11 protein-coding genes are annotated in these 23516 nt (G+C 40.2%); all 11 read right to left on the bottom strand.

The window, feature by feature from the left end; genetic code table 11:
• Positions 1-6: 6 nt before the first annotated feature.
• The gene (locus tag KMW37_RS10840) at positions 7-3261 is read right to left on the bottom strand and encodes a SusC/RagA family TonB-linked outer membrane protein (protein WP_215224643.1); all 3255 of its coding nucleotides are present in this window, start codon (positions 3259-3261) and stop codon (positions 7-9) included.
• A gap of 882 nt (positions 3262-4143) precedes the next feature.
• On the bottom strand, positions 4144-5742 hold the full coding sequence (locus tag KMW37_RS10835) for a sulfatase family protein (RefSeq protein ID WP_215224642.1): 1599 nt from the start codon (positions 5740-5742) through the stop codon (positions 4144-4146).
• 563 nt (positions 5743-6305) lie between these two features.
• Entirely contained in the window at positions 6306-7715 is a 1410-nt protein-coding gene (locus KMW37_RS10830) for a sulfatase-like hydrolase/transferase (RefSeq protein WP_215224641.1), read from the bottom strand.
• Between the two features lie 94 nt (positions 7716-7809).
• Entirely contained in the window at positions 7810-9231 is a 1422-nt protein-coding gene (locus KMW37_RS10825) for a RagB/SusD family nutrient uptake outer membrane protein (RefSeq protein ID WP_215224640.1), read from the bottom strand.
• A 29-nt stretch (positions 9232-9260) separates the two neighbouring features.
• Entirely contained in the window at positions 9261-12362 is a 3102-nt protein-coding gene (locus tag KMW37_RS10820; RefSeq protein WP_215224639.1) for a SusC/RagA family TonB-linked outer membrane protein, read from the bottom strand.
• A gap of 1239 nt (positions 12363-13601) precedes the next feature.
• Positions 13602-14609, bottom strand: coding sequence for an ABC transporter permease (locus KMW37_RS10815; protein WP_215224638.1), 1008 nt, complete (start codon positions 14607-14609; stop codon positions 13602-13604).
• Positions 14606-15577, bottom strand: coding sequence for an ABC transporter ATP-binding protein (locus tag KMW37_RS10810; protein ID WP_246581445.1), 972 nt, complete (start codon positions 15575-15577; stop codon positions 14606-14608). The genes KMW37_RS10815 and KMW37_RS10810 overlap by 4 nt, the downstream gene beginning before the upstream one ends.
• A 4-nt stretch (positions 15578-15581) precedes the next feature.
• Positions 15582-16439, bottom strand: a complete 858-nt coding sequence (locus KMW37_RS10805) for a COG1470 family protein (RefSeq protein WP_215224637.1) — start codon at positions 16437-16439, stop codon at positions 15582-15584.
• 783 nt (positions 16440-17222) lie between these two features.
• On the bottom strand, positions 17223-19193 hold the full coding sequence (locus tag KMW37_RS10800; RefSeq protein WP_215224636.1) for a sialate O-acetylesterase: 1971 nt from the start codon (positions 19191-19193) through the stop codon (positions 17223-17225).
• Between the two features lie 6 nt (positions 19194-19199).
• Complete coding sequence (locus tag KMW37_RS10795; protein WP_215224635.1) at positions 19200-22088, bottom strand: glycosyl hydrolase 115 family protein; 2889 nt, start codon at positions 22086-22088, stop codon at positions 19200-19202.
• A gap of 322 nt (positions 22089-22410) precedes the next feature.
• The gene (locus tag KMW37_RS10790; RefSeq protein ID WP_215224634.1) at positions 22411-23514 is read right to left on the bottom strand and encodes a glycoside hydrolase family 43 protein; all 1104 of its coding nucleotides are present in this window, start codon (positions 23512-23514) and stop codon (positions 22411-22413) included.
• Positions 23515-23516: the final 2 nt, after the last annotated feature.

Genomic DNA, 23516 nt, shown 5'->3' with positions numbered 1-23516 from the left:
TCTCCTTTAAAATGAAAGCTCCAAGCCTAAAGTAAATCTTCTGATTATCGGGTAATACCCAAAGGTGATGTTACCATTCCCTCCATCGGAACCTTCTGGATCGCCCATGGGCAAATCAGGCGACCAGGAAAGTAGGTTGGTCCCCCTAAGGAAAAATCGGAGTTTATCTATCTTCAATGGATTAAGCAGCCTTTCCGGCAAAACATAACCGATTTGTGCAGACTTTAAACGCAAATAAGAGGCATCTCTTACACTGGTAGTGGTATTATCACCATCCTTGATATTGTTATGGGTCCTGTTGGCATCCATATGCAATGCTGGATACCTTGAATCCCTATTATCAGGTGTCCAATAATCAAACTGATAATCAAAAATCTGATTGCCTAAACGATGCAATGGCCATAAATAGGCATCGACAAAATTTCTGGACATTTCTGTGGCCCCTTGGAAATTAAAATCCAAGTCAAAGCCTTTATAGCTCATGCCCCCTCCAAAATTATAGGTATTCAAAGGATAGTTTCCCGGAAATGCCATAGGCACCATATCCATCTGGTCAATATTTCCATCTCCATTGAAATCCACATACATAACATCCCCAAGACCAAAAACACCATTTCCATATCTTGGAGCAGCCATACGGTCATCTACATCCTGTATATAACCTACCGAAGTATAGCCAAACCGCTCATCTATTCGCTTTCCTGCCATTTTTTGATATTCAGGTTTTAGCTTAGGCTCATCCCTTTCGACTATCCTATTGTCTGTCCGGCTATAAGCTGCCTTAAACCAATACCAAAGTTCATTATTTATATGATTGGTATAATTAAGCTCTACTTCATAACCTCTTGTTTCAGTAGCCCCGAGATTCTGCTGCTTTGCATCCACACCAAACCAAGAAGGTAATGATAGTCTGTTCAAAAGGATCTGGTCACGCTTTTCCTGATAAAAGTCCACACTAAGCCCCAGCATGCTGTTTTCTAAAAACCCTAGTTCAAAACCCAAATCCTGCTTGATGGCCCTTTCCCATGAGGCATTTATATTGGCCACCTGTCCTTCTAAAATTGGGGTTATATTATAACCAGAATTAGATTTTGTACCTGGCATATAGTGTTCTGGATTGGTACCTCCATTCACATAGGTAGATGTGTAAAGCCACCTTTGTCCACCTGAACCATCATATCCCACTTCCCCATATGAATACCTCGCTTTTGCCTTGGTCAGAAATGGAAATAATGATTTCACAAAGTCTTCATTGTGCAGGTTCCACCCCACAGCATAGGAAGGAAAAAAACCATAGCGGTGCTTGGGAGCAAACTGTTCGGATCCATTCAGTCCCATATTTACTTCCACCAAGTATTTTTTATTATAGTTATAAGTCACCCTTCCCACTATCCCTTCTTCATAATGCGGGAAATCAACATCATTCTGCCAAGTCCTTCTATTTCCTAGGAATAAAGCGGTAATATCATGTCTGTTGAATTTTCTTGCGTAATTAATAGAAGCCTCATAATAAGTACTCCTGAAGGGCCCTCTGTTAATAAACTCATCCCCGGGAGAAATCGGCAATTTAGGACCGTGATTATCCTCATTATCCCTGCCCTTATACCTTTCCCAAGTTCCATCTGGCAAGAGTTTATAGGCTACCTCATCCACATTATAATTCTTCTGATAGCCCTCCACATGGTTATAGGCCAACCTACCTTGCACCACCAAACCTTCAGTAATAAAGTCTAGCTTTTGGCGCAATTTTAGGGTGGTATTTAGCTCGGTTGTTTTTATCTGCCTAAACCCGCTATTATTCAATGCGTTATAAGGGTTATTAGCATTCATTATTCCAGTGGTGGAATACCTTAGGCCCGTTTCATCAGGGAATACACTATCAGGATACTGCTCCAGCACTTCTGAAGGATAGAATGGAGGAATTTCCATGGGCCCTAACATAAAAATAGGTCGGTTAATCCTAATTCCAGCTGTTTCGTTTGGCGAGTTTTTCACCCCTACATAACCACCTGCATCTAAAGACAATTTGGTAGTAGAGGTAATATCCATATCAATATTTGTCCGATAATTATACCTGTTGTATTTAAACTCAGGATCGTATAATGGATTCTTAACCGTCTTATAAATATCTCCATCGTACAAATAACTTAGCGATGTAAATATTTTTGCAAACTTAGTTCCCCCGGAAAAATTTAGGTTGTGTTTTTGGGCATAACCATAATCCCTGATCGTCATTTCTTCCCAATCAGTGTTTGGATAAATATAGGGCATGTCCTGTAATCGGTAATGCTCCAGAATCGACTCTGGAATGAGGGAATTCCAGCTACCATCATTTCTATAGGCTTCATTCATGACCAATGCAGTCTCATAACTACCTGCCATATTTCTTCTTAGCAAGGGCTCTTTTAAACTTAATTCAGAAGTATAATTGAGCTTAATAGCGCCTTCCCTACCTCGTTTGGTGGTAATCAATATTACGCCATTTGCTCCCTTAACCCCAAATACAGCAGTAGCAGAGGCATCTTTCAATACAGAAATGGTTTCAACCTCATTGGGGTCAATATCATTATAATTCCGTTCAACACCATCCACTAATACAAGAGGACTATTATCAACCCATGATGATTTACCTCTGATTAGCAGCCTAGCAGCATCGGCCCCAGGTTCTCCTGAAGTCTGAACAGTAAAAACCCCAGGGGCACGGCCGGTGAGGGCATTCGATAAGGATACTGCCCCATTTTTTTGAAGGTCCTCGCCTGTAACCTGTGAAATGGAAGCCAATGAGCTTTCTTTTTCCTGAACACCATAACCTACCACGACTACTTCGTCAAGATTTTCCATGCTCGAAACCAATTCCACATCAATTTGGGATTTCCCATCTACTGCTATCTCGATTGGTAAATATCCCAAAGAGCGGAAAACAATTACTGGGTTTTCATGTCCATCGGGAATAGTTAAACTATAATTCCCATCCAAATCAGTAATTGTCCCGATAGAGGTCCCCTTAAGCATAATGGCCACTCCCGGCAAGGTCTCTCCTGTTTCTTTCTCCAGTACTTTACCTTTAACAAGGTGTTCAATAGGGACTTTTATTCCCCACCGATAGCGACCTTTATTGGTCTCATCGTAGTCTGAAAAAAATTCTTCTGATCTAATGGCTCCAAAGGCTATGGGCGGGCCCAGGATAAACATCAGAAAAAGAAGAAAAAATAGCTTCTTAACAGTAAAAAAAATTACTGCCATTGGTAATGTTTTTTTCATTTGAAAATGGTTTAGATTGGGTTATTTTTAATTGGAATGACATAGGTTAGCATATCCTTCCTTGCATTTCACGAGCTACATGAACTCGAAAAAAGAATTACACAGGTGTTTTCTGTATCATTTGATATAGGTTATTAAAGGTTATAGGTTTATCAACTTTAGGTTTAAAACTATCTTAAACAATGAATCCAAAAGTATCTAAATGGTTTTAGCTAGTGTTAAATCTAGTTTTTGAAGGGTGGAGGGTGTAGCACTTATGTACAAAAAATGTGGAATGATGTTTAAAACCAATATACCACCCTGTACAAGGCAATAATAAACAACTGAAAAACAATTAATTGTGTAAAACCTTAGCAAGATAGGCTGATATTTGGGGCTACTAGCAACCTCTTAAGACTTGATAGATATTCACACGCCATCATCGTATATCAAACATTTTGACTGCCTATCAAAAGCGACTGATTTTATCAGCCGCAGCGGATTAAATCGTAATAGATAGGCTAATGCATATTTCGGGCAATGTCGTTTAGTTAAGGGATTTATAGAGATGTCAGACCGAGCGGAGTCGAGGTCCAGTGTCTTACCCTTCGACTCCGCTCAGGGTGACTCTGTCCCGCGCTTCACTTAACTGAACGACATTGATATTTCGGGTTAAACAGCTAAACAATTTCACAAACCAGCTATTTTAGGACGAGGCAAAGCCATACCAAAGCTGGGGCAAAGCTGCATCAAAGCTGGGGTAAAGCTGGGTATACTCTGACCCAAGGGTCAATGATTTTCCCAAAAAGTACAATTCTTCAATAAAAAATAACCTAAAAACAATATTCACCATCCACTTCCCCCTCCTTATCCAATCATATGTGCCACAGTGAACTATCCCTATTATGGTTTAGGAAAACTTCTAATAGGGGAATATCGCTTATACGTATCAAAAACATCCTTTTTAGGCCCCACAACTCTGGGATCTTGGGTCCTTATAAGTTCAGCTACTAAAGCTTTATTTAATGTTTCCTCCACTTTAGTGAATCCTTCCTTACCAACCAAGTTTTTCAGACAATCAGGGTCTTTTCGAATATCATACAATTCAAATTCTGGTCTTTTTGCTATGGCCAAATCCAGATAAGGCTGTATATCACTATCTCCACCATGCTCCAATAGATAGGTCTTAGTAGGGCAATCATCAATGTCCGTATAGGCACTTTGGGCTATATATTTACCATCGGAGCCAATACCGTTTATCGGTAATAGCTGTACGGTATCCTTAGGGTTATATTTTTGAGGGGCTCCTGCGGGCCATCTCTCGGGCTTCATATTCCAAATATATAAGTAATCTCTGCTGCGAATCGCTCTTTGGGGATATCCCCAATTTTTATACCTAGAAGATGAATGACGCTCTCGGCCTGAATAGGCATAGGAAAAGATCTTTTCATTTATTCCTTCTGAAGTAAGGAGCTTCAAAAAGCTTTCACCTGTAATGGGCATCATCCCTTCTGGAGATGCGCCAGCTATTTCCAAAATAGTTGGAGCAATGTCAACAAAGGATATGGGTGCATCAATAACTCTTCCTCCGGGAAACGCTTTAGGGTATCTCACAGCCATGGGCACATGAATACCATACTCATAGGCATTGGCCTTGGCCCTAGGGAAGGGTTTTCCATTATCAGAAGTGACGATCACGATGGTGTTTTCCAATTCTCCGATGTCTTCCAAGTACTTTAACATTTTTCCCAGATGCTTGTCAAACCATTCAATCTCCACGGCATAGTCCAATAAATCGCCTCGTATTTCGTCGTTATCAGGAAGAAATCCTGGCACCTCCACATCCTCCAAATTCTTCCCCATTCTTTTCCAGGAACCTTTTTCATAGGCCCTATGGGGTTCAGAAGGTCCAAACCAAAAAAAGAAAGGCTGATCCTTTTTCTTATTTTCGATAAAGTGTTTAAAATTCTCAAAATAATCTAATCCACTTACTCCTTTTGCATATCCTTCAATCCCCTCTTTATCATCTTCATAGCGAATATTGGAATGGGCAATCCCCCCCGCATCTGTAGTTCTCCAAAGTGAGTCTTTAGGGCTGCTGGCATATTGAAAAGGAGCCACCCCTTTTCCTGTCCTTCCTGTCATATAGCCATTTTCACCCAAAACATCTATAAATGGTACATACTTCTTTAACCAAGAAGAAGCATGTTGGCCAGATTGTTCATTTTGCCAAGGATACCTTCCCGTAACTATTGAACTTCTTGATGGGGCACAACCAGGAGATCCCGCAATACAATGGGCAAAATAGACACCTTCGCTGGCTATCCTATCAAAGGCAGGTGTATCAACAAAGCTACTTCCAGAAAAACTAGTGTGGGAAAAAGATTGATCATCACTAATTACAAATAGAATATTGGGAGATTTAAAGTCCTGCTTTTCCTCTGTGCAGCTAAAAAAAGCAAGAAAAATTATTGGAAATAAATGTAGGTAAAAAGCTTTCATATAGTTTTTTCCATTTAAAATCTTGTCCAAAATAACAATCCTATTAAATAACAGCACAATAAATTGATTTTTATGATCATCCGATGTCTTTCCTGTACCTTAGCTGATAGGCATTTACACGGAATAGCAAAGAAAAACAATTCCGTTCGGTAGTATTCTATAAGAGATGATTCAATAACTAAACCGCTAATAAATGATTTCGGATAACTAGGTATTTTTCATGATCAAGTTAATGGGCACTTTATTCTCAACTGAAAAAACTAAAAGTAAGAATACTTTCTCTGCCTAATAATTACCATCCTTTTGATAACTCCCACAAATAGCAAAAGTAAACTCAATAAGTACAATCAGACCGACCAGTTATATCCTGGCCGGTCCTTCCAAAATCCCTAAAAAAATTGATAAATGGCTTCATCTAGATCCATAGTCTAAACCAACCCTTTGCTACCACTGTCCTACAAACAATTGGTTTCAACAGTTAGATTCCATTGGACAATAAATCAATACAATAATGAATAATTCAATTTCAAGTTTTGTACTATTTATTGGGCTATTTGAGTTTCCTAATTATTTCTTTCTTCTCTAACCACCCTTTTTGTGAAATACCAGTTGATCACTTCATGGCTCAACTCTCCTGCCAAACCTTTGTATTGGTCAGCTATATTGGTAGTTTCATTAGGGTCTTTTTTTATGTCATATAATTCTAGTCTACTGCTGTCCGAATTGATCAATAATTTCCAATCATCTCTCCTGATAGCTAGATGAGGGCTTTGGTGGTAGGGTCTATGAGGCCTTCCAAAATGTTGGTTCCTACCAAAATCCCACATAATATCTTTTTGTCTGCTTTGGGTATTTATCCCCAAAAGTGCATCACTCATATCCTGTCCTGCAAGATCAAATCCATCAGGAAGCCTTGCCCCTGTAATAGCACATAAAGTCGGCAAAAGGTCCACAGAGCAAATTACACTTTCATTGTCCGTCTTTCCGGGAGTAATCACCTCTGGCCAACTAACTATGAAAGGCATACGGATTCCACCTTCATAGAGGCTGTTTTTAGCTCCACGCTGACTGTTTGTTCTGATCTGCTCGTAAGTCGGATAGGCTCCATTGTCGCTTGTAAAAATAATCAATGTATTTTCCATAATTCCCATCTCTTCCAGTCCAGACATCAACCTTCCTATCTGACGGTCATACTCTTCTAAAACAGGAACAAAATTTGGCTTACTAGGCCAAGTCTCCCTTTTATCATAAAACTCGTCACTGGGAATCCAAGGATCATGCATATCATCGGGCCACAAGTTGACAAAACAAGGTTTATCTTGATTTCTGGATAAAAAGTCTAAGGTTTTGTCCACAAAATACCCCGTTCTTTCCCACCTTTTTATACTGTCTTGCTTACTCCATATCCAGTTGGAAGCTGTGATCAACTCATCGGGATCAGGACCTTCATAAGTCGTAGTATATTCATCAAAACCATATTCAGTAATTTGGGGCGCATCATCGACATCTCTCCCTCCTCCCATATGCCATTTTCCTACATGGCTGGTTTTATATCCTATTTGCTTGAGCACTCTGGCCATCGATGGTGTAGAAACATCAAGATAGTCTAATTGTTCACATCGAGCATTTCCTTTCCTATCATGCAAATATGTATTGATGCCCCATTCAGTAGGAAACATTCCAGTAGTAATCGAAACCCTAGATGGTGAGCACACTGGGGAACCGGCGTAATAATGATTAAACTTAATGCCCTTAGCTGCTAATTTATCTATATGAGGTGTTTTGACCCATCCGCTGTTATAACAGGACAAATCTCCAATTCCCATATCATCAGTATAGATAACAATAATGTTTGGCTTTTTGGCTTCATGCCTACTTTCCTCACTTGTACATGATGACAACAGAACAAGCAGCAATAAGCTGAAATTTAGAAAAATAAAGTTATTGTATTTTATTGATGCTTTTATATTCATTGTTTTGGACCATTTTACTAAAACCATTAAAAAGGGTCAGCCGAAGCTCCCACCCCAAGCGGGATGAATAGCATCGGCCGACTGACCTTAACCCTCAATATCCATCGTTTTGAACGAGATTTTCATTGGCATTAATTTCCCCTTGTGGTATGGGATACAATACGTTGTATGGCTTGGCATCCTTTCCTCTTTCCAATGCCCTGTCAATGAACTTTCCATGTCTTAAGAGATCACTTCTTCTTTTGGTCTCAGAGTAAAACTCCCATGCCCTTTCCTGCAAAATATGGTCTCTCAAGGCACTTTGATCAAAGTTGGTCAATTGTAGTAATTCCATATTCTCACCCGCCCTCAACCGAACACGGTTAATCAAGTCTATACTTTCTTGATTGGGGCCTTGCAGTTCATTCAATGCCTCTGCCTTGCTAAGTAAAATATCCGCATATCTCACCATAGGGAAATCATTTTCCTGATCAGCTCCTATACGGTTAGGATCCAAGAATTTGAAACTTCTGGAATTGTCATTCCCCAATAGCTGCACAGGCTGGCCGTCAGTCCTGACATAACTGGTAAGTATCAGGCTCTTTCTGCTGTCCTCTTCGGCGAAAGAGTTGACAAAGGCATCATAATACCTGAATTGTGCGGCAAAGTTTGGTCCCTCAATTGGATAAGCAGGAGGAAGGGAAAGTGATAGCCACTCCGTACCCATACCACTTGCATCCCGGGTCTGAGGCATTACAAAGATAAATTCTGAATTGACCTCATTTTCCGGAGCAAACATGCTTTTGTAATCAGGATATAAATCATATATCTCTAAGTCAATAAGCTCATCTGCAGCATCCACACATTTCTGCCATTGTTTGGTATTGAGGAAAAACTTGGTCAATATGCCCAAAGCAGCTCCTTTTGTGATCCTGTTGGCTTCCACTTGAATTGGCGGCAGTCCATTCGCAGCAGCACGTAGCTCGGACTCAATAAATTGGTTCATCTCATTGGAAGGAGTCTTTGCAGGATATAGCTCAGGAGTGCTGCTTAGTGTCAATGGCACTTCCCCAAACCACTTGGTCAACAAGTAGTAACTAAAGGCACGTATAAATCTGGCTTCAGCTATTCTCACGTCTTTATCTGCTTGGGAATAATTCACCGCCTCCACATTATCCAAAAACAAATTGACATCCCTAATGGCATTCCATCTGCCATTATAAACACCTCCTATCCAAGGATGCTCGGAATTAAAAGTGAAATCCTGTATAAATGCCGCATCCCGGGCTTGACCGCCTCCTGATTCGAAAAACAGATCAGAAGGACCTTCTTCGAGATAGTGCCACTGGATAAGTCCAAATCGATGGACTTGCATAAATCCATAGGCAGATGTTAACAAAGATTCCAATCCCACCTCATTATTAAGAATATTGCTGGGGCTAAGCTGGTCATAAGGTTCTTCAACCAGCTGCTCTTCACAAGCAGTAAAGGTGGTCATCAGCAACAATCCAGCGATATATAAACTATATTTTTTCATTTGTTTTCAATTTTAATTTACAGCGTAACTTAAAAGGAAAGTCTACATCCCAAACTATAGGTTCTAGCATTAGGATAGGCGTTATAATCAGCCCTAGCTGAATTCGCTCCATTGTTCAGGGAATTGACCTCAGGGTCAAAGCCCATATAGTCAGTGATCAACAATAGATTGCTTCCCTGAAGGTAAAAGTTCACCCCTCGTAGAAATTTATGATTGGCCACATTGAAGTCATAGCTTAATCTCAAGTTCCTTAAGCGAATGAATGTAGCATCTTCCACTGAAAGACTATTTACCGTGCTTCCTCCATAAGAGGTTGGGTTTACACCGGATGGCCATACATTGCTTGGATTTTGAGGCGTCCACCTGTTCAACAGGGGCTCCGCCAAACGGTTTCTTCCTGGATCGATTGGATAAAGAGAATTCAATAAATTTTGGTTAAGTAAACTTTGCCCAAAGTCTCCGGCAAAGAACACATCCAAATTCAACCTTCCATACTGGAAATTATTACGTAATCCCAAAGAAAAATCAGGAAACGGGCTTCCAATAACCGTTTTATCTGCATCACTGATCGCTCCATCTGGCACCCCTTCAGGTCCACTGATATCCCTAAATTTCGGATAACCTGGCTGGGCATTAGGCTGTGCCGAATTGGCGATATCTTCACCTTCTTGCCATATACCATCTACAATATGTCCATAGTAACTATTAAGCGGTTGACCTTCGGTTACTATTGTAATATCAGAAGTAAATGGCAGTCCTCCCTGAAGGATCTGGTCACTTCCGGCCAAATCAGTCACTGTATTCTTCACCTTGGTAAAATTAAAACTTGTTGTCCAAGCAAACTTTTGTCCGTCTATATTATAAGATTCAATGGCCAGTTCAAATCCTTTGTTTTCTACAGAACCCACATTGTCCAATATCGAATTAAAACCTGAAGATTTTGGTAGGGGAAGGTTGAGCAATAAATCATCCGTATTTCGGATAAAATAATCTGCGACGAAATTTAAACGTCCTGCCCAAAGTTCCAAGTCCACTCCTATATCAAACTGTGTGGTCGTTTCCCATTTCAAATTCGGGTTAGGAATCCTCGTTGCCGTAATTCCTTGCTGCTGCAGGCCATTGATCAAGGCCAGTCCCCCAGCCCCTAAAGTGGAAAGTGACATGAAATTCCCGATACTTTGGTTACCGGTTTTTCCCCAGCTGGTTCTTAATTTTAGGTTGGTAACCACTTCTGAACTGGAAAGAAAAGACTCTTGTGAAACCCTCCATGACAGTGCCATACTTGGGAAATAACCATATTTATTGTTTTCCCCAAACTTGGAAGAACCATCAGCTCGCATGGAAAAAGTAATATAGTATTTACTATTATAGTCGTAATTGACCCTTGTAAGGTATGAGATCAGCTTATTGGAGTTTTTGTAGCTGTTTACCTCATCCCTTTCTGTATTTCCAAGACCAAAATTATTGGTCAACAGTGCATCTGAAGGAAAGCCATCAATGGTACCACTAAAGCCCTTATTGATAAAGTCCTGATAAGTATAGCCGGCCAAAAAGTTGAAATTGTGGACAGACCAGCTCTTCTTATAGTTCACAGTGGCCTCGAGCATTTTATTGGATTTATCACCAGTGATGATGGTCCCGATACCACTGCCATTGGCAATCCCTGTCTTGGTGGTCGACTGTACATAAGTATCCTTCCTGGCATTCAGCCTATCAAATCCCAAGGTCAGCTTGGCATTAAGATCCGGTATAATGGTGTACTCACCAAAAACATTTCCCAAAAGCCTGGTATTCTCTTCTTCTGTAAAGACATCTGCAATGATAAGGGGATTGTCCATATCTATACTAAAATCCTGATAGGGTGTTCCGTCAGGATTGAACTTGTCTATAGTGGGGTCGATTTCCATGGCCGAGTTGATCACCCCCGCACTGGCATTAAAGCCGGTACCAAAAGGTACATTGTCATTTTTCACATAGGAATTGGTCAGGTTGACGCCATAACGGAACTTATCACTGGCTTTAAATTCGGCATTTAATCTCGCAGACAAACGCTCCATGCCAGAACTTACCACTATACCTTTTTGGTCATAATAACTTACAGAAGAATAGAAAGAGCTCTTGTCATTCCCTCCGCTAACGGCCAAATTGTGATTTTGTATATAACCAGTTCTGGTAACTTCATCCAACCAATCAGACTGCTCAGTAACTTGCGACATATCATACAATGGATCCAATCCGCTGTCTTCTTGAATATCATTGACCACCTGTGCAAATTCAGTTGAGCTCAACAAGTCCACTTTATTGGCCATTCGCTGAAGACTTCCAGAAAAATCATAAGTTACCTGAGTACCCTTATTGCTTCCTCTTTTGGTGGTGATCATGATGACACCGTTCGCTCCTCTCGAACCATAAATAGCGGTAGCGGATGCATCTTTCAGTACCTCAATAGAAGCGATATCATTGGGATTGATCAAGTTGAGTGGATTTTTCGGATTCCTGTTATCACTGATTCCCGAGCCTGAGCCTGATATAGATGGACTATTATCAATAGGCATTCCATCGATCACATAGAGTGGTTCATTCCCTGCATTAATAGAGCCAACACCCCTAATCCTTACATTTACAGAACCTCCCGGCTCAGCACTGTTCTGGTTAATCTGCACACCTGGCATCCTTCCTGTCAGCATCTGGTCGATATTTTGAAGTGATCCCAAATTCAGCTCATCGGGTTTGACAGAAGCCACTGAACCTGTAAGATCACTTTTCTTTACAGTACCGTAGCCTACCACTACCACTTCATCCAGATCAGAAAGGTCCTCTTCCAAGGTAATATTTAGGAAATCCTGATTGCCTACCTTCACTTCCTTTGGAGTAAAACCCAAAAAGGAAAATACCAGTATAGCTTCACTGGAAGCATCAATACTAAATTTACCATCCAGATCAGTGATCGTTCCTTTAGTACTCCCCTTAATAATAATATTAACTCCTGGTAGACTTTCTCCCGACTTGTCGACAACAAGACCGCTCACCGTAATATTTTGAGCAATACCTTGCGATGCTATGAGAATTATTATTCCCAATAACCAGTATTTTTTTCTAGCTAAAAGCCAATGTGTAATTTTTGGTTTCATATTTTGGATTTATTGATGTTAAAATGGTTATTCGGTTGCATTCATCCGCTTGGTCATAATAAAATGACCAAAATTCATTGTAGATAATTTTTGATAACACTCTACGCTGAATTAAGGGCTTGATTTAGTATTTCTAACTGTGTGAAATTAAAATTACTTCACCTCTCACTTTTCCGTTAGCAGGAATGTCCAAAAGGTCTATAATTATGTAAACACCAATCCTTAAAATGGTTTACTTGGAAAAACAACTCAGAAGAAAAAGACACAAAAACATGAAAAACAACAACTTAAATAAAAAAAAACATAAAAAATGCTTTAGTTTACAAAATCTTTAACAGGAAAATACAATCAGTAATATCTTTGTATATATCCAAATTAGGTTGATGTTTTTTTTACATTTTGTGATGAATATTTTATAAAATGGTGATTCCTCATTTTTCAGCGTAATTGTGGAGCCCTAGCTTGAAAAGAAATTTGATTGCCATTATGAATATTAAATTTCATTAGAGCAGAAAAAAAATATGTCAGAATTAAGTGAAATTTGTATATTTTGGTACAAGTCAAGCTAATTTAAAAAAGAGAAAAGTTACAAAAATCCACTTCAATCCCACTTTAAAAATCCGAGCCACTTAAATTTCTTCAAAATAAAAACTCAATGATTAAAATATGGTAAAACAAATAAAAAAATCATCTCAAAAAGCTTCATTAGGACTAATCCCCCTTTCCTTTAATTAACTAAATAAGAAGACAATTACTATCCCCTTGCCTAGATTTATACCTGGTTTTTTGTATACCACCTAAGACCGCTATAAATAACTGCTTAAAATACTTTCCCAACAATTGGACACCATTTTTTACAAGATGCAGGAATTATAACATATGCCCTGAAAAATCGAAATAACAACCTTTTTGGAAATAAGAACGCAAATTAACTAATCCCTTATTTCTGAGTTAGTATAAAAAATTGACCAAACCACCACATTCACTCCTCTTGGATCCCATTTAAAAATGGAAAGAAAAAGAAGTCAAGGGCGCTGACGAAAGGAAGCATTCAGCTTGCCCCTGATCCTTTTTCTTTTCGGAATACCTTTGCAGATTGATGGAGTAATTGCTAAAAATATAGCATCGTGGTCACCTTACTACTTCCTCACTTACAAAGTGACTACCAATAGTTATTATTTCAAATTTAGATCAATTGATTAAATAGGTAGGCTCCAGTAAAATGGTCAAGATTTCCTATTAAGTCCTTATTTCCCTCCTCATAAAGAAATAATAAGAAAGTGCAAAACACAATACTGTAGACGCAATTAGTCCGCTCAACTGTGGCCAGACAATCACCAAACTTTCCCTAAGAGGAAGTGGTGAGGGGATTGCCCCTGCCATCTGTTCCATGGTGATTGGTCCTAAACTTCTTACCGAGGGCATCAATAAAGTAGTAGTGGCATCATTATATAGCTGACTGGGTGCCAACCTTAAAACATTTAATATCATCTCATTGAAATGCAACATTTCAATTTGTGATATTTCATTGACTTCAGGAGCAAATGCCTTAACAGCAATATTTATGATTATTTGATAGAACACCGTAAAAAACAACCAAATACCAATGGCAGTAATAGCTGATGTTGAAGCCTGTTTAAATAGGATGGACAAAAGGATAGCCATCCCCAACCAGAACCCAACATATACTACACATAGGATATTAAAACCTATAATTCTAAACACCTCTTCAGCCTCGATCATCACCCCTGTAATCACCATTCCAGCACCAATCATCAAAAGAGAAAGGCTGAACAATAAGGTACTTACCAGGATCATGGAACCTACGAATTTTGACAGGAGTAAATTGTCCCGGTAAACTGGTTGCGCCATTATCCTTGTCAAAGTTCCATTTTGCTGTTCGGAATTCATGGCATCAAACCCCAGGCTTATTCCCAACAATGGACCCAAGAAATTCAGAAAGACATGAAAGGGTGGCAAAGCTCCTTCCGTGGTTGTCAGTAGTTTTAGGTATATGAAAAGCTGGTCTGCATCTTTCACCTTAGCTACCACTTCTCTCAAATTGGCCATCGCTACAGCAGTAGCCCCCCAAAATGTAAGGAGGATCAGCGCCAGTAAAATGATAAATCTCCAACTTCGAATATGTCCAGCAACCTCCTTCCTCACTATTACCCAAAAAGGATTGGTGGGTTTATTCAATGATATTGTAGAATAATGTCTCTCAAACGAATTTATGATTGCTTTCATTGATATACCTCCTCCGTTTTATTATTCTCAAAATACTTTTGGTAAATATCTTCCAGTCCATATTCTTTCTTATGAACACCGGTAACGCGATAACCCTTTTCCACAAAAAAACTTACGATATCAGGGGTGACATCCTCATTACCGGTAATTTCAACTTTATTTCCATCCACTAATACATTTTGAATGCCATCCAGCTGTAATAAAGCAGATTCTTCCCTCCATGGCACCTCAATATCATCCATCAAGCTGACACATATTTCATAGGATTTCTCAGAAAAAAGCCCCTTGGAAAGCGAATCCAAATTGCCCTCTACCAAAAGTTCTCCTTTAACAAAAATGCCTACACGATCACACACTTGCTGCACCTGGTAAAGGTGGTGGGAGGAAAGCAATACCGTAAGCCCCCTTTCCCTACTCAATCTCCTTATCAAGGAAAGGAACTCTTTTACCCCACTCGGATCAATCCCCAGTGTCGGTTCATCCAGAATTATAATCTGAGGCTTTTTAATGAGTACTTCAGTCAATCCCAAACGTTGTTTCATTCCCCTAGAATAGGCAGACGTCTTTTTATGAATAGCCGCCCCTGAAAGCCCTACAACATCCATGACTTCGAGTGCCCTTTCCTCCAGTTCATCAGCTGGAATCCCATTCAACTCACCTATGTACATCAGGTTTTCCAAGGCCGTCATATTATCATAGAAGCCCACACTATCCGGCATATACCCCACCTGCTTTTTCACTGATATGGGATCATATGTTGAATTGTATCCACAGACATGAACGGTTCCTTCTGTTGGTTCCGTTAAGCCCATCATCATAAGGATTGTAGTGGTCTTACCGGCGCCATTTGGTCCCAAAAGACCAAATATTTCTCCCTTATTGATGCTTAGGTTCAACTCATTGACAGCCTTGAAAGTGCCATAACATTTTGTAAGGCCACTTAACTTTATGACTTGCTGATCCATCATATACCTATCTTCTTCCGAATTTGCGGATAAGCTGAATTACAAAACCAATGGCAAGGAATATCACCAAAACCCCAATTCCCCCCGAAAGCATGGAGGTCTTTACTGTCATCCTGTAGGTCGCAGCGCTTGTACTCGAAGCATTTTTTGCGGTGAACTTCGTGACATAATCACCAGCCAAAGTTTTGTCGGGGACCGTCAAGGTGGCCACCACATCCGCTGTTTTACCTGGGGCTAGCTGATTTAATTCAGAAGGAGAAAAAGTCACCTCCCAATTGGGGGGATTCTTGGATGAAAGGGAGATTTCATTTAGAGGCAGGGAGCCCGTATTTTTCACCTTTAGGTGAATTTCAGCTTTTTCACCTTCAGTGATTTCCCCACTTAGCCTACCTGTAGGAGTGCTCAGCTCCAAATCATAAGCCCCTTCCACAACGGCCTCAAGTTCAAGTTCCAATGACTCATCACCAGAAACTGCATGAACAGGGATTTCATATTGATCAGGTTTTGCGCCATAAGCAGGGTTTACCTCCACACTGATACTTTCGGATTTACCTGGTTCCAATTTAATGGAAGTAAGCTGGCTTCCCATTGCCTTGAACACTACCCTCCATCCCTCGGGAACATCTGATTTCAATTCAAAACGCTGGGCTTTTTCTGAATTGTTTTGGAGTGTAGTTTGGTAACGAAAAGTCTCGTTGACAGGTGCTTCAATATTGATCAAACGTGCGGTAAAAGAAGAACCTGAATCACTGTTTTCTGCCCATGCATTCAAGGGAGAAAGAGCTGATACAAAAAACACAAATAGCGATAATAAACTGCATAAGCCCCCGCAGAGGACTCTTTCGTGAACTTTGATTACTGACATAATATAAATAAGTGAAATTTATAAATTAAATGAATAAAGTTAAATCCTAGCCTATTTATCGTATGATAGCACTTTAGAAATACGGCTTCAATTTTATAATTGAAGAAAAAAATTTACAAGTAAATTAACATTTTTTAACAAACACATTTTAAGTTTTGGTCCCTAAATAAATAGTAAAATCATTTAAATGTTCACCATATAATACTGAAATCATGTTTCTCTTATTTTCATTTTTGGACATAACAATCAACGCATAGACGCTTTGACCTTTCCAATTACCGAATGGTTAAAGAGGTTAATAAAGTTATTTTACCTCTACCTTAATCTCATCTCTTAAACAATCTACCTATTGCTGCCCCCAAAACAAGCCCAGTTCCAGCTCATAAGATTATTAATAATTGTTTTAGTCACGATTGACACACACAACTCAAACAAATCCGTTTGCAATAAGTACTTAAAGGCCCACAACCCAAAGCTCTAATAGCAACTTCCAACCTACTATTTCACCACAGATTGTTATTATAAAAAATTGGGATAAGAACGAGTGGTAAATGGGGAAGTGATTTTAGTCTCAAGAAAACATGAAAAGATATCACAATACTGCAATCAATTTCAAGTAATTCCAAAATATAAACACTAATCCTAAACAAGAGTAACATTAAGAATTTAAATTCCCTGAAATATTAAAACCACTTACCCCATTATATTTGACTCAATTATTTTCGTTAATTAAAAATTTATACAACTACCGATTGGATTAATTTTTCACCATATTAATAATCATTAACGAGGATCACTTATGGCAACTTCAAAGGGAGAGGCAGGCAATCCCTTTTCATTGATCAGATTGGCCTCTACTGGATTATTTGCCCAGGCATAACAAACCTTATTGGGCTGTTCAATACCGGAGCAATCCAAGATGACTTTTTTATTTTCAATCTTGGCATCTACCCACTGATATTTTTGCCCCTTTCCTGCTACGGCAAAGCCTTTTAGTTGCTTATCATCTTTTGTAATTAGTCCTTTCCCAACCTCACTGAAGGTGAGGATTATTTTACTTTCCTTAACTTTTACTTGTTTCAAAGCAGGGCCTGAAAAAAGACCTTCTTTTTCACCATAAGCCACTTTAAAAGCCTGTAGGGCCAACCTATTTCCAACTGTCTTTTTATCCAATGGATGGATATCATTGGCTTCACCCACATCGATGGTTACTGCCATTCCTGTATGGGGAACCTTTAAGGTCTGTCGTTGGGCTTCCCTCAGTTCAGGCCAGTTTCCTGAATGTGGGTCGTCCGTTGGAGCCATAAAATTGGGGAGTTGCACAAAAAGAAATGGCAAATCCGGCCTGCCCCAGGATTTCCTCCAACCTTCAATCAGTGCTTGCATTTGATCCTCGTATATATGAGGCTGGCCAGCATTGGATTCTCCCTGGTACCAAAGCACACCTTTTACTGTATATTCTTGCAAAGGAGCTATCATAGCATTATAAAGCCCTAAAGGCTTAAACCTAATAAAAGTCTGTCCTGGCATGGGTGGCATGACTGCTCCTTGCTTATAGTACCAGTTATTTTTTAGGTTGATGATCTCTTCTCCTACTTCCAGCTGATAAGGCTTTTCCTTGACAAAGCCTCCTCTGCCCCGCTCATTGATCACTCGCACTACCAATATGTTTTTCCCAGGCTTCAAAACACCCTTAGAAACTTTATACCTTCTCGGAGGATATTGATAAGCGGTGGTGCCTACCAGTTTTCCATTGATATATGCTGAATCACTGTCCACAATGGTCCCCAACAACAATTTGGCCTCTACATCTCCTACATTTTCCTGCTCCAGAAAAAATTCCTTACGGAACCAATACACCCCATTTTCGGGCCGTTTTCCTGGTGCTACTGGAAGCAGATCCAATCGCCCCATTTCCTTCCAGTTTTCTGGATGATATTTTGGATCATGCCAGGGAATGGAAGTATTGGCATAGCCCTTATCCTTACTTCTGACTGTTCGGTGCCAATCCCGCATATTGTCACGGTCCTGCTGTTGGATTTCTTTGATCAAATTGGGATTTTGAAAACGAACGGCTTCATCGTAATCTTCTGGAAAACGCTTGAGTTCACGCTCCCTGATCCATGATTGAATCGGTGATCCACCCACACTAGCATTGACCAAACCTATTGGAATTCCATACTTCTGGTAGACCTTTTGTGCAAAAAAATAAGCTACAGCGGAAAACTGTTTGATATTTTCCTGATCAGCAGGGAGCCACTTTCCCCCTCTCACATCCAGTTGGGGACTAGCAAAATCATAGGCATCCGGTACATCAAAATAACGGATTTTTGGGTTATTGGCACTTTTCACTTCGTCTGGGAACATGGGCTCCACCCTGGCCATGGTCTGCTCCATATTGGACTGACCGGAGCAAATCCACACATCCCCCAGCCAGATATCCTCCAATGAAATGGCATTGGCATTTCCGGAAATTTTCATCGCATAGGGTCCCCCTGCCTTCATCGCAGGAAAAACCACTTCCCATATGCCATCTGCTCTGGCCGTGACGGCCCTGCTTTTTCCTTCAAAAGCCACATTCACCTCTTCCCCGGCATCCGCCCAACCCCAAATACGGATTTCATGATTCCTTTGCAGCACCATTCCATCACTGATCAAATGGGGCAGTTTTACTTCTCCATAGCCCCACTGAACCTTAAGGACCAATAAAATAATCAGACAAACAACTGCATTTCTATTCAAACAAACTTTCATCCTTCATTATTTATTTGAGGTCTTAAAAAAACTTTCTTCCGGGCCTAAATAACTCTCTTTCAATCCCCCTGTATCCACCACTATTTTTTGGATCACCACGCCAGGATCTACCAACCATAGTTTGATTTGGTGTTTCCCAGGCCGATTGATAAGGTGCTGGCTGCTTTTAATATTGATGTGCTCACCGACCCATTTATCCCAGCTTCCCGGTCTTTCTTCCTTATGCATAGAAATGATCTGAGGCTCACCATCATCAACAGAAATCCCAAAACACAGCCCCTCTTCTGTATTTTTGAAGTTCAAGGTTGGAGACATATAAGTATGAATAGTGATTTCACCAGAAGAAGTAAAATAAGTATCAAATGAAACATGGTGCTTTAGTACACCTGTATCCTCCCTTTCATAAGCCACCGGAAAAGCTGTAACCGCAGAACCGGTTTTACCCAAACCAGGAATAATCTGCCAACTCACTGGCGTGATCTCTTCTTTAGAAGTAAAATGGTCTGCTTCCATCGATATATAACCGTTGCTCTCCACAAAACCCATAAAGTCTTCAGGCACTTCAAACCGATGAACAGGAATTTGAATTTGCACCTTTTCTTTACCAGACCTGATGGTCAACGTTCCTTCAGTTCTTCCTAAGGGAAGCTTTTCCCAGTCTATCTTGATTTTCAATACCTCTTGTTCATCCACATTGCCAGAAACCTTATCCAGTACAAGCCATTTGGGTCTTTTTTGGATGTCGAATTGGATAGGCAATTGACCACGGTTAAATAGAACAATTTGTTGATCATAGGTTTGGAAAGTACTCATCTCTTCGAGCACCAATTCAGTGGTTTGGGGATAAAACGCATCAGCATTTGATATCGTCACTCCCAAATTTCCCGTTTCAGGCAGTTCAATGCGTTTTACTTCCGGAATGACATTGGATTTTGGTTCCTGCCAATAGGTATAACCGATATGATTCTGGTCCATCATATGGTTCCATTTACCGTCAGAAAGTTCCTCGTTATAGTAGCGAGTTAATTCCGCATCACGAACAAACAGCTCTTCCACCTTTTTCGCCATATCATTGGTCAGGGCCCTGCCCTGTTGGGCATAAAGTTGGTTCTTAGCTGAAGCTAAATACAGTTCATACAGATTAGAACAAGCTAACACCGGAAATAATACCAACTGATAATAAGCAGGCTTATACTGTCCTTCCAATCGGTCATAAATGGCCTGTGCCTTCTGAGCCAAAACCTTATAATCAGTCACTACCCTTTCGGCCTCCTGATAATGGCTAAGGCTGTAAGTGTTCTGATCTAACATTTCCGGGGTTCTTCGGGCATTATATTTGGTATATAGGTCAAGGATCTCAGCGATTTCCACCTTAAATTTTTCTCCAAATTGCTGCGCTGCCCATCTACGCGTATATTCAGGCAATCTTTCCGCTGACCAAGCATTGGGGTTCCAGGCATAATCCAAAAAGAAGCTGGTGGGCAGTTCCATGGGTTTGATATCTCCCACGTTGACAATCCAAATCTCATCCACCCCATGTTCATAGGTCAAATGCATCTGTTCCCAAATTCGTGGAATGGAATTGGTATTGAGCCACTTGTAATTTCTGGGACCACCCACGTAGTCAAAATGATAATACATACCATAACCACCGGAATGCTGTTTTTCACCAATTTTGGGAAGCTTCCTGACATTCCCCCAGTTATCATCGCACAATAATAAAGTCACATCATCCGGTACCCGCATGCCTTTGTCATAGTATTCCTGTACTTCTTTGTACAAGGCCCATACCTGAGGGGTTTCTTGGGCTGGCTTTCCGGTGACCTCTGCAATGATCTCCCGTTGGTCATTTACTATTTTTTCCAGAAGTGCCACATTGCTTTCCTCGCTCATGGCCTCATCACCATCTCCGCGCATCCCTATCGTTACCAAACTTTCATGGCTTCCCATCCGCTCCATACCTTCTCTCCAAAACTGCCTTAATTTTTCTTCATTTTTGGTATAGTCCCATTCACCTTCACCATGTCTGGCCCAATCTACATGGGCACGCATCAAAGGCTCATGATGAGATGTACCAATGACCACCCCATATTTATCAGCCAAAACCGGATTCATAGGATCATCTTCATATAAGGAACGTCCCCACATGGCCGGCCAAAGGAAATTTCCCTTTAATCGTAAAATCAGCTCATAGACCTTCTCATAAAACTTATGGTTGAAGCCGCCAAATTTCTCATGGGCCCAGCCACTTAGAGCCGGTGCTTCGTCATTGATAAATATCCCCCTATATTTTACCGCAGGACTTCCCAAAACGAATCTGCCTTTTTTGACAAAAAGTGATGCTGACTTTTTTACAGGCACATCAGCCCACCAGCTCCAGGGGCTTACCCCAATCTGGCGAGACATCTCATAAATTCCGAAAATTGTTCCCCGCTTGTCACTGCCTGCAATCACTAACGCTTCTTCAATACCTGGAAATGGGTTTTGGATGGTTTGAATCACAAAGCTTTCCCATTTTCCTCCCACATCAGCAACTTCTAATTTCCTACTTTCAATAAGTTCATTGATCAAATTACTTTCTCCAATGGTACCAATAATCACCATTCGGGATGATTGACCATCTAATGGTCTATCAAACAATTTTGGAGCAATTCCGGTGACAGCTCTAATATCATTTAAAAAATTACCAGCTGCTATCTTCACCCCTTCATCAGTGTCCGCTTCCAATAAAAAAGCAGTAGAACCATATGGTCCAACCAATGGAAAATCCGTTTCATTTTCCTCAAAATTTACAATTCCCGCCAATTGCTGGGCTTTCAGAGCAGGAATTGAAAGTATAAGTCCAAACCAAACAAGTAATATTGATCTAATATTAACTCCATTAATTATAAACATGTATTTTTCGATTAAATCGTCTTTCAGAATCCTTTGAAATGGCATAAATCATTTTGTCTCATTTGTAGAAAAAATCAGGAGAGAATCCCTCCTGATTTTTCGTTATGTATAGCCCTATTCTAACCTAAACCTATCTATGGTTCAGTGTTAATTCTTTTTTATCCAATATTTTTATCCCCACAACCAGATCACTATTCTGTTTACCACTCATCTATCTTTTCAACCTGTCTGCTTAACTGGGCGACCTCATCTGGCTTGCAAGTGGTAAACCCCACGTTAAAATCCTCCCACAAACCAATATGAGGCTCCAGCTTAGCATTATCTATTTAATTATTGGATCAATAACTTCTATACTGCCATCTTCCAAATGTCGAAGAGGGCTCATTTTTACATTCCTTAAATAATTTTTACCTGAAAGTTCTGTATCGTGATAAAAAATATACCACTGCCCTTCATGGTTAACAATTGAGTGGTGATTGGTCCAGCCCTGTACTGGATTTAAAATAACACCTTGGTAAGTAAATGGGCCGTATGGATTATCTCCTGTAGCATAAACTATCTTATGCGTATCTCCAGTAGAGTATGAGAAATAATAGGTACCATTATACTTATGCATCCATGAAGCTTCAAAAAACCTTCTCTCATGATCTCCAGCCTTTATGGGACTTCCAGTTTCATCTAAAATGATAATATCTCTTGGAGATTCTTTGAATTGCAGCATATCTTCACCTAACATGGCCACTTGGGGCGCTATGGCAGGTTCGTCTTCATTAGGCTCATCATCATAAGGGCTATTACCGGTCGAGATATATTTTCCAGTTCTCCATTTTTGGAGTTGGCCGCCCCAAATTCCTCCCCAATAGATATAATGGTGCCCATCATCATCTTGGAAAACAGCTGGGTCCATACTGAAACTACCTTCCATAGGCGCTTCTTCAGGTATAAAAGGACCTGATGGTTTACCTGACACCGCTACTCCCAACCTAAACAAGTCATCATGGTCCTTTGCAGGAAAATAGAGGTAATACTTACCGTCTTTTTTTGCTGCATCTGGGGCCCACATTTGTCGCTTAGCCCACTTTACATCCTCGACATCCAAAGCCTTGCCGTGATTAACTACCTGCCCTCCTGCATTATCCAAGGAAAAAACAAAATAGTCTTTCATATTGTATTGAGCACCAGAATCATCTTCTTCCACTGTCGATTCCACATCATGAGATGGGTAGATATATATTTTACCCTCAAAAACATGTGCCGAAGGATCAGCCGTATATATTTCCTTGATCAAAGGGGGATTAAGAAACTCGACCGCTTCCTCTGCATCTGAAGTAAACTCCTTCTTGTACTCTTCAGTATTTCCCCTTCCACATCCAGAAATAATGCTTCCTGCAACAACAACAAGCGTGATTAATATTGGATATCTCATGA

Source organism: Echinicola shivajiensis (assembly GCF_018642165.1).
Taxonomy (GTDB): Bacteria; Bacteroidota; Bacteroidia; order Cytophagales; family Cyclobacteriaceae; genus Echinicola; species Echinicola shivajiensis.
This window is presented reverse-complemented; position numbering and strand designations above follow the sequence as displayed.